We start from the raw sequence: 9512 nt of genomic DNA on the forward strand, positions 1-9512 counted from the left end.
GTGATTTTGAAGGATGGTTTAAAGGCGCTCTTCTAACAAATTTGTCATTTCGAACGAGGAACGAGGAGAAATCTTCTTTCAACATATAAGGTTGCCGGCTGCTTTTAGAAGATTTCTTTCTAACGTCGAAATGAAATTTTTATTAGTTTGATTTCTTAAAAAGTCTCCCTTCAGGGAGGATTTAGTGGGGCTTTACTCTCCCCCTTTACCGGCCAAACTTTCCAAATGTCTTTCCAGGCTATATTCATCAGGATAGAGCACATCACGGGCCTTGCTGCCTTCAAATGGACCAACTATGCCTGCGGCCTCCAACTGATCAATAATACGGCCGGCACGGTTATAACCTAATTTCAGCTTACGTTGTATTAAAGAAGTTGAGCCTTGCTGATGCAATACTATCAAACGTGCGGCATCTTCAAACATTGGGTCGCGGTCGTTCGGATCGAAATCTTTTACGCTGCCGCCTTCATCACCATCACCCACATATTCGGGCAGCATGTGTGCCGATGGGTAGCCTCGCTGTCCACCTATATAATCTGAGATCTTTTCAACCTCAGGCGTATCAACAAATGCGCACTGCAAACGTATCAAATCGCTGCCGGTTGATAACAGCATATCCCCGCGACCAATCAGCTGATCGGCGCCACCAGCGTCCAAAATGGTACGTGAGTCGATCTTCGACAACACCCTGAAAGCAAGCCTTGCCGGGAAGTTGGCCTTGATTGTACCGGTAATAATATTCACCGACGGCCTTTGCGTAGCAATAACCAAGTGTATGCCTACAGCACGGGCCAGCTGCGCCAAACGCGCAATAGGCATTTCTACCTCTTTACCGGCTGTCATCATTAAATCAGCAAACTCATCCACAATCAGTACGATGAACGGCAAAAAGCGGTGCTTTTCGGGGTTTGATATTTTACGGTTGATGAACTTGGCATTATACTCTTTCAAGTTACGTACCTGCGCGTCTTTCAGCAAATCATACCGTTGGTCCATCTCGATACAAAGCGAATTCAGCGTATTGATAACCTTTTTGGTATCGGTAATAATAGCATCGGCTTCGTCGGGCAGCTTGGCTAAAAAGTGGCGTTCAATCTTACGGAAAAGTGTAAGCTCGACCTTTTTAGGGTCAACCAGAACAAATTTCAACTCAGCCGGATGGCGCTTATATAGCAATGAAACCAATATGGCGTTAATACCAACCGATTTACCCTGACCTGTAGCACCCGCAACAAGCAAGTGGGGCATCTTAGCCAAATCGGCAATGAATACTTCGTTCGATATTGTTTTACCTAAAGCAATAGGCAGATCCATAGTAGTATTCTGGAACTTTTCGGTAGCGAGTACTGAGCGCATCGATACCATTTCAGGATGCTGGTTTGGTACCTCAATACCTATTGTACCCTTGCCAGGCATAGGGGCGATGATACGTATACCAAGGGCAGCAAGACTAAGCGCGATATCGTCCTCAAGATTTTTGATCTTCGAGATACGCACACCTGGGGCAGGTATTATCTCATACAAAGTAACCGTTGGGCCTATGGTTGCCTTGATCTTGTCAATCTCAATATTATAATGATTCAGCGTCTCAACAATCTTGTTCTTATTAGCCTCAAGCTCATCGGCGTTAACGCTGATTTTGTTCGAACCGTAATTTTCCAACAGCTCAAGCGGAGGGTATTTATATGACGCCAGGTCAAGCGTTGGGTCGAACGTGCCAAATTGCTCCACCAGTTCGTTAGCTTTTTCGGTATCGGTTTTCTCAATATTTAAAACTGCCGTAGGGCGTTCGGTTTCAACAGTTAATGGTATTTCAATATCCTCGGCTTCAGGCTCGTGTATCGTATTATCAGGACGCAATACAACCGGCTCGTGAAATACCGGGTTTTGCACCATTTGTTGTTGCCTGATTGGCTCAGCAGGTACCACCGGCTCTGGTTTAGCCGTATTGGCGGCAAGCCTGTCTCTTACTGTATTATTGCCGCCGTTTCTAGGCCATTCAACAGGTATAGAAGGTTCTTCGTCTACAAGGTCAACCGGCTCGGGAACCACATTAGGTACTACTTCAGGTGCAACAGGGCGTTTGCGCTCAGGTAATTTGAAATCTATGTTATAGGCGATTATCAGTACGGTAAGTCCTGCAAAAGCAAGTAAGCCTGCTATTCCTGTTTGCCCAATTTGCACGGCAAGCAGGCGGTTGGTAAAATAACCAAATTCGCCTTCTAAAAAATGTGGCGTATCGTTAATAAACGAGTGCAAGAAGCCCAGAGTAACTGACAGGAACACAATGCAAAACAGCGTATATGCAAGCGTTTTACTAACTGAAAACAACCTTACTTTGAACAACAAGCGGTAACCTATCACAAAAAATATAAACACAAACAGGAACGAGGCCACACCAAACCACTCGTAAATAAACTGGTTTGACAGCAAGGCGCCCAATTTACCCAGCCAGTTATCAACAACGGGGTCAATATCTTTTAAAGCAAGTTCCTGGGTAGTTTTAAATAGATTGCTCCAGCCGCCATTAGCGCGTGATACATAACTTTGGTCTTCCTGCCAGGTAAAAATATATGATGTAAAGGCGGTTAAAAAATATACCGAAAGTATAAGAAAAAACAGCCCGGCCACCTTTGCCAGCCGCCCGTCTTTAAGGTCGAAAACAGGGAGTTTTTCAATTTTCACCCTTGAAGTCCGCGCCTTTTCACCATTTACACCCGTTTGCCGCGGCTTATTTTCGTCCTTTATAGTATTCGTTCTGAATTGGTTTCCTTTTGGAGGCATCCTGCAATATCCGTAATTATCTTCAAATATAAAGTTAATTGTTAACAACTAAATTGCCCTGTAATTTTAAAATTTAGTAATATTGAGTTCATCATGAGCACCGATCTGCTGGAACAATATATCGCCCAAGCCGACCTTGTAAAGCTAAACGAGCTGCTTACTGCTAACCCGGCTCTTGGTAAAGTGCGCACCAGTCATAATGTGTCGCCGGTTATGCTTTCATGCTATTATAAAAAGCCAGAGGTTACTGAGTTGTTGCTTAAGCATGTTACAGATATTAATCTTTTTGAAGCAGCAGCATCCGGAAAGTTTGATGTAGTAACCTATACCATTACCACCCATCCTGAAGCCATTGACTATTACTCGGAAGACGGTTTTACACCGCTCGGTTTGGCCAGTTATTTCGGTCAGTTGGAAGTGGCCCGTTACCTGGTAATGAGAGGCGCTAATGTTAACCTGCCATCGAACAATGGCTACAACGTATTTCCTTTACATTCGGCTGCTGCAGGCGATTTTACAAACATCGCTGTTATGCTTATAGAGAACGGCGCCGAAGTAAATGTGCGCCAGCAAGCAGGTGTTACCCCACTTCACTCGGCAGCGCAAAACGGCAACGTAGAACTGCTGATAGCACTGCTTGAGCATGGTGCAGCGGTAGATATACGTATGGAAGGTGGCAAACTGCCTGCCGACCTTGCAAAAGAGAAAGGGTTTAATGATATCGCTGAAATACTGGGTTTCGAATAAAATAATCCTTAAACTATACTGATGAGAAAAATATCACTGGCGCTGTTAGTACTTATAACTGCCGGATGCTTTACCGCTTGCGGGCAAATATTTAACAAGTCCAGACTTGATAGCTTGCTCAACGCGCTTGAGCAAAATAATAAAGGCATGGGTACATTGGTGCTGTCGAAAGACGGCAAAGTGATTTACCAAAAGTCGACCGGTTATGAATCCGTTGTCCAAGGGGTTAAGGCTTCTGCCGTTACAAGGTACCGCATAGGTTCTATTACCAAAATGTTTACCGCAGTGATCGTTTTTCAGCTGATTGAAGAAGGTAAGCTATCACTTGACACCAGGTTATCCGAATATTATCCGCAAGTGCCAAACGCCGATAAGATCACCATCCGCCTGATGCTGAACCATCGCAGCGGGTTACACAATTTCACTGACAGCGCCTACACGACCTATTATACCCAGCCTAAAACACATGAGCAACTGGTTCAGATTTTCGCAACACAAACACCGGATTTTGAGCCGGATGCAAAAGCATCATACAGTAATACCAACTTTGTATTGCTGGGATACATTGCTGAAAAGATAACCGGGAAGAAATATTCATGGTTGCTTAAGTCGAGGATAACTGACAAAATAGGATTAAAGGATACATATTATGGCGGTAAAGTTGATCTGAAAGTACACGAAGCAGCATCATACCGGTATGCCGGCGGCTGGCAGGAAGAAGCACAAACTGATATGAGCATACCGGGTGGGGCAGGGGCCATTGTATCCACTCCTGTAGCCCTTACTAAGTTCATCGAAGCATTGTTTGCAGGAAAACTTGTCAGCCTGAAAAGCCTCGAGGTGATGAAAACCTTAAAGGATAACTATGGTTCGGCCATGTTCAGGTATAACTTCGATAATAAGTTGGGTTACGGCCATAACGGCGGCATTGACGAATTTAAATCAACCCTTAGCTACTTTCCTGAAGAAAAACTTACAATTGCCTACTGTTCAAACGGGATGAACTATAATATGAACAATATTGTGTTGGGTGCATTAAGTATTTATTTCGGCAAACCGTTCCAGATACCATCATTTAAAATAATTGAAGTTTCTGCTGAAGAGCTTTCCAAATATGTAGGAAACTATGTGAGCGATCAGTTACCCTTAAAGATCAGCATAACACAAAAAGAAGGTGTACTTACCGCGCAGGCAACCGGGCAAAGCGCTTTCCCGCTTGATGCTGCCGATAAAGACAAATTTACCTTTGAACCGGCAGGAATAGTAATGGAATTCGCACCTGAAAAAGGCGAAATGACATTAAAGCAAAACGGACGTTCTTTTCTCTATATAAAAGAAAAATAATAACCTTTATTAGTATGAATAAGGATAAAAAGCCTTTGTACCGTAAAGAAAATAAGGTGTCCCTATCAACAAAATACTATGTTGTCACCGGGGGCTCGTTCCGGCATACGCGTAATACCAAAGAGTTTCAAAATAACGAAGCTACACGTATGAGCATGAATAGTGGGCAGTACGGCTATGATTACACGCCACTGTTCAAGTTTCTGCTTTCCAGAGTTGGGCAAATGTGGGACGATATTTATTCAGAAGCCAAAAGCAGGTTAGATAAAGACGAGCCGATATTCTGGATGGTAGCTTTGCATGAGCAGGACAGGAAAGACATTGTACGGTTAGATCAATCTTCCTATTACTCGGGCTTATACGTTGATGATGACGGTTTGCTGCAAATGGTAAACCCCCATTTAGCCGAAGAAGACCTCTATGAAAGGTTAGCGCCATATCCGGGTGAAACCTTATCATTTAATGGCGAACGTGTGAAATAATTAGCCTGTATTCCGTATAGTTTTATCGGAAAATCTTTGTATGTTGCTGCTGAAAATGCATTTTCGTCGTAGCAATTAACTCATTTTGAGGTTGATAAATAGTTTGGCGCAATGTTGTTTCTTGCCGCAATAAAAACTTTATGGCACGAAAATAGTTAACACATTATCACAACAATAAATCGAAGATCAAAACTAAACGTTATGAAATTTCTAAAATTTATACCCGCGCTGCTTTTGGCGGCAATTGTAATACCGGGTTGCGTAAGCTCAAAAAAATACAAACAACTACAGGCTGACTATAACCGTTTAGACAGTAACACCCGTGATATGCGCGGTAAGTATTTGCTAAGCGAGCGTAATCTGGCAGTAACTACCAACAGGGTGAAAAGCTTGGAGGAGCAACTCTCAGCCGAACGCTCGAATCTTAAATCGTTACAGGACGCGCTTGATAAATGTTTGAACTCAAGCAGCCAGGGTAACGTAAACATTTCTAAACTGGTTGACGAGATCAACAGCTCTAACAAGTACATTCAGCAATTGGTTAACGCAAAAAACAAAAGCGATTCGCTTAACATGGTGCTAACCAACAACCTTACCCGCTCGCTTAGTCAGTCGGAAATGCAGGATGTTGACGTACAGGTGTTAAAAGGCGTAGTGTACATTTCACTGTCAGATAATATGCTGTACAAATCGGGCAGCTTTGAAATATCTGATAAAGCCGACGCTACACTTGCCAAGATATCTAAGATCATTAAAGATTACAGCAATTACGATGTGCTGATAGAAGGTAATACTGATAATGTGCCTGTAGCTTCAATAAAAGGCATCCGTAATAACTGGGATCTGAGTGCATTGCGTGCATCATCGGTTGTACAGGCGCTGCAAACCAAGTATGGTGTTGATCCGAAACGCTTAACCGCAGGCGGCCGCGGCGAATACAACCCGATTGCAGATAACAGCACTGCTGCAGGTAAAGCTAAAAACAGGCGTACACAAATCATCATTACACCAAAACTTGATCAGTTTATGGACCTGATAGGCAAAGCGCCCGAAACAGACAAAAAATAATTTGTGATTGAATAGCAATAAAGGCTGCCCGTAAACCCAGGCAGCCTTTTTTATGTGCAAAACATGTACAAACAACCATTGCCCATGGCTGTTTAATAATATAACTTTAACCCAAACTAAATTCTATCTAACAAACTATCGAGCTAAATGCCTGCAAAGGCTACCGTATATGGCAAAACAGAAAAAGACCGGCCCCGAAATTACTGAACTTTCTCCTGCTGAAACCCCTAAGCCAAAGAAAGTAAGAAGCACTACAAAAAAAGCGACTGTAGCGACAGACGAAGTTAAGCCTTCGAAAAAGCCAAGGGCTCCTAAAAAAGAAACAGCATCTATTGTTCCGTATAAATTTAACCCGGTTGAACCGTACAGCCGTTTTACCTATTTTGATGTCGACCTGTTTAAAGCCGGCAAACATTATAAACTGTATGATAAATTTGGGTCGCATGTGGTTGAGCACCATGGCGTAATTGGTACCTACTTCGCAGTATGGGCGCCAAATGCGCAATATGTATCGGTAATAGGCAACTTTAACGGCTGGAACCCAAACTCACACCAGCTATTTGTACGCTGGGATAGTTCAGGCATATGGGAAGGCTACATACCCGACATTGGTGTTGGTGAGACGTATAAGTACTTTATCCGCTCAAATTCGGGCGAAGAACTGGAAAAAAGCGATCCATTCGCGCTTCGCTGGGAACTACCGCCGCATACGGCATCAATTGTAGCGGATACTTATTATGAATGGACAGACAGCAGGTGGCTGGAAAACCGTCAGGAGTATAACGCCTTAGATAAGCCGTTTTCGGTTTATGAAATGCATCTTGGCTCGTGGGCGCGCAGTCCCGAAAGTCCGGATGAGTTTTTAAGCTACACACAGATTGCTGATAAACTTGTCCCTTACATAAAGGAAATGGGCTTTACCCATGTCGAGTTTATGCCGATAGCAGAGCACCCGTATTATCCAAGCTGGGGTTACCAGGTAAGCGGATATTTCGCTGCTTCAGCGCGATACGGTACGCCACAGCAGCTGATGGGGCTTATTGAGCGCTTGCATAACGAAGGTATAGGCGTTATTATGGATTGGGTGCCATCGCATTTTCCGGGTGATGTGCATGCATTATACCGTTTTGATGGTTCGCACCTGTATGAACACGCCGACATGCGCAAAGGCTATCATCCCGACTGGAAGTCGTATATATTTAACTATGGACGCAATGAGGTTAAGGCATTCCTGATCAGCAATGCCTTATTTTGGCTGGATAGATACCATGTTGACGGTTTACGTGTCGACGCAGTAGCCTCAATGCTTTATCTTGATTACTCGCGTAAACATGGCGAGTGGGAGCCAAACGTGTTTGGCGGTAATGAAAATCTTGAAGCGATAGATTTTCTTAAAGAGTTCAACCAGGCGGTGTACGCGCATTTTCCTACTATACAAACCATTGCTGAAGAGTCGACAGCGTTTCCGGGTGTAAGTAAACCGGTATTTATGGGCGGACTGGGCTTCGGCATGAAATGGATGATGGGCTGGATGCACGATACCTTGAAATACTTTGCTAACGATCCGGTTTATCGCAGGTATCACCATGGGCAAATAACCTTCAGTACTGTATACGCGTTTACCGAGAACTTTATGCTGCCTTTCTCGCATGACGAGGTGGTTTACGGCAAGCAGTCGCTGATAAATAAAATGCCCGGCGACGAGTGGCAAAAGTATGCTAACCTTCGCCTGATGTATAGCTATATGTTTACGCATCCGGGCACCAAACTATTGTTTATGGGCGCCGAATTTGCGCAAGGTAAGGAGTGGAATTATCAGTATTCGCTCGACTGGCATCTGCTTGAATACGATTGTCATCAGGGTATAAAAGAGGCTGTAAAAGCGCTTAATCACTTATACCGCAGTGAACCTGCCTTGTATGAAAAGGCATTTGACTGGAGCGGATTTGAATGGATAGACGGCGGTAATGCCGACGATTCGATACTGGTGTATAGCCGCAAGGGCCATGATCCTAAAAATGACGTGGTAATAGCACTGAACATGACACCTGTTCCGCGCGATAATTACCGTATAGGCGTACCTGCAGAAGGCACATGGGTAGAGATATTTAACTCTGACAGCACACAATTCTGGGGTAGCGGTAAGGTAAATGCTCAGCCGCTGCAATCAGAGAAAGTGAACTGGCATATCAAAGACGATTCTATCAACATCTCATTGCCGCCACTGGGCGCTGCAGTGTTTAAACGTAATAGTTAACTTAATGAGCTATAAATTCTTTTATCTGTATATTATCGGCGGGTTTATAGCCTTGGCTATACTAATTTATGAAGTTGTAACAGATTACGCTTTTATTGGCGCAACCGGTGTGCTAATGGGGGTTATGCCAGCCATAGTGCTGTTTTATATGGCCTATAAGGTTTGGCACGAAAAGAATGATAGTGAGTTGATGTGAAAATGACAGTGAAGACAGTTTATTTTATAATTCTTATTTCATCATTATTGATTGCCTCTTGCAAGCAGTCTGCAACAAGTAGAAAGGAACAAGCAGACACCATTGATAACAAAACAACCGGATATCCGGAAGATTTATCAATTATCAATCTGATTGCTAATCCTGAGAAGTATGATGGTAAATCTATAAGGGTAAATGGGTATCTTCATTTAGAGTTTGAAGGTAATATGCTTTACTTACATAAGGTAGATTATGAAAAGAGCTTATCAAAAAATGCATTATGGATGGACTTTTCAAAAAAATCATTAATGGCATTAGATAAAGAAAAATGTAACGATAAATATGTTCTTGTTGAAGGTGTATTCAATAGCAACAACACAGGTCATATGGGTATGAACACTGGATCTATAGAAAAAATAACAAGATTAGAGGTTTGGGACTTTCCGCCTGCCCCGCCTCACGAAAAAAAGAATTCCGTGAAATTTCCTCCACCAAAGTAATTAAACATGAGTAGTCCTGAAATAGGTTGACTATTTTTGATTGCACAACATTGATAAAAAAGCTCAAACATCCACTAAAGATGTTTGAGCTTTTTTGTTGTAAGATTTAAGTCTGATTTCTTTTTGCTGATGCA

The 9512-nt window shown here is 43.1% G+C and carries 8 protein-coding genes; 7 read left to right on the top strand and 1 reads right to left on the bottom strand.

The features are described from left to right. Positions 1–192 precede the first annotated feature (192 nt). Complete coding sequence (locus EOD41_RS19875; protein ID WP_127708380.1) at positions 193–2784, bottom strand: FtsK/SpoIIIE family DNA translocase; 2592 nt, start codon at positions 2782–2784, stop codon at positions 193–195. 93 nt (positions 2785–2877) lie between these two features. Here EOD41_RS19875 and EOD41_RS19880 point away from each other — a divergent pair, with 93 nt between their 5' ends. From EOD41_RS19880 to EOD41_RS19910, 7 genes are all read left to right on the top strand, one after another. Then, complete coding sequence (locus EOD41_RS19880) at positions 2878–3531, top strand: ankyrin repeat domain-containing protein (RefSeq protein WP_127708382.1); 654 nt, start codon at positions 2878–2880, stop codon at positions 3529–3531. Between the two features lie 21 nt (positions 3532–3552). Beyond that, positions 3553–4875 carry a serine hydrolase domain-containing protein gene (locus EOD41_RS19885; RefSeq protein ID WP_127708385.1) on the top strand — a complete coding sequence of 441 codons (1323 nt, stop codon included), beginning with the start codon at positions 3553–3555 and terminating at the stop codon, positions 4873–4875. 14 nt (positions 4876–4889) lie between these two features. Further along, a complete protein-coding gene (locus EOD41_RS19890) occupies positions 4890–5357 on the top strand; it encodes a hypothetical protein (protein ID WP_127708387.1) in 468 nt (155 codons plus the stop codon). 201 nt (positions 5358–5558) lie between these two features. Then, the gene (locus tag EOD41_RS19895) at positions 5559–6425 is read left to right on the top strand and encodes an OmpA/MotB family protein (RefSeq protein WP_127708390.1); all 867 of its coding nucleotides are present in this window, start codon (positions 5559–5561) and stop codon (positions 6423–6425) included. A gap of 169 nt (positions 6426–6594) precedes the next feature. Continuing rightward, complete coding sequence (gene glgB / locus EOD41_RS19900) at positions 6595–8682, top strand: 1,4-alpha-glucan branching protein GlgB (RefSeq protein WP_127708393.1); 2088 nt, start codon at positions 6595–6597, stop codon at positions 8680–8682. Between the two features lie 4 nt (positions 8683–8686). After that, on the top strand, positions 8687–8878 hold the full coding sequence (locus EOD41_RS19905; RefSeq protein ID WP_127708396.1) for a hypothetical protein: 192 nt from the start codon (positions 8687–8689) through the stop codon (positions 8876–8878). An 8-nt stretch (positions 8879–8886) separates the two neighbouring features. Next, positions 8887–9378, top strand: a complete 492-nt coding sequence (locus EOD41_RS19910) for a hypothetical protein (protein ID WP_164850007.1) — start codon at positions 8887–8889, stop codon at positions 9376–9378. Positions 9379–9512 lie beyond the last annotated feature (134 nt).

The sequence above is a fragment of the Mucilaginibacter limnophilus genome (assembly GCF_004005815.1).
In the GTDB taxonomy this organism is placed as follows: Bacteria; Bacteroidota; Bacteroidia; order Sphingobacteriales; family Sphingobacteriaceae; genus Mucilaginibacter; species Mucilaginibacter limnophilus.

Bases quoted from the DNA above. Each gene is read 5' to 3' on its own strand.
- EOD41_RS19880 (WP_127708382.1), top strand. From the start codon at position 2,878: ATGAGCACCGATCTGCTGGAACAATATATCGCCCAAGCCGACCTTGTA.
- EOD41_RS19905 (WP_127708396.1), top strand. From the start codon at position 8,687: ATGAGCTATAAATTCTTTTATCTGTATATTATCGGCGGGTTTATAGCC.
- EOD41_RS19885 (WP_127708385.1), top strand. From the start codon at position 3,553: ATGAGAAAAATATCACTGGCGCTGTTAGTACTTATAACTGCCGGATGC.
- EOD41_RS19890 (WP_127708387.1), top strand. From the start codon at position 4,890: ATGAATAAGGATAAAAAGCCTTTGTACCGTAAAGAAAATAAGGTGTCC.
- glgB (WP_127708393.1), top strand. From the start codon at position 6,595: ATGGCAAAACAGAAAAAGACCGGCCCCGAAATTACTGAACTTTCTCCT.
- EOD41_RS19875 (WP_127708380.1), bottom strand. From the start codon at position 2,784: ATGCCTCCAAAAGGAAACCAATTCAGAACGAATACTATAAAGGACGAA.
- EOD41_RS19895 (WP_127708390.1), top strand. From the start codon at position 5,559: ATGAAATTTCTAAAATTTATACCCGCGCTGCTTTTGGCGGCAATTGTA.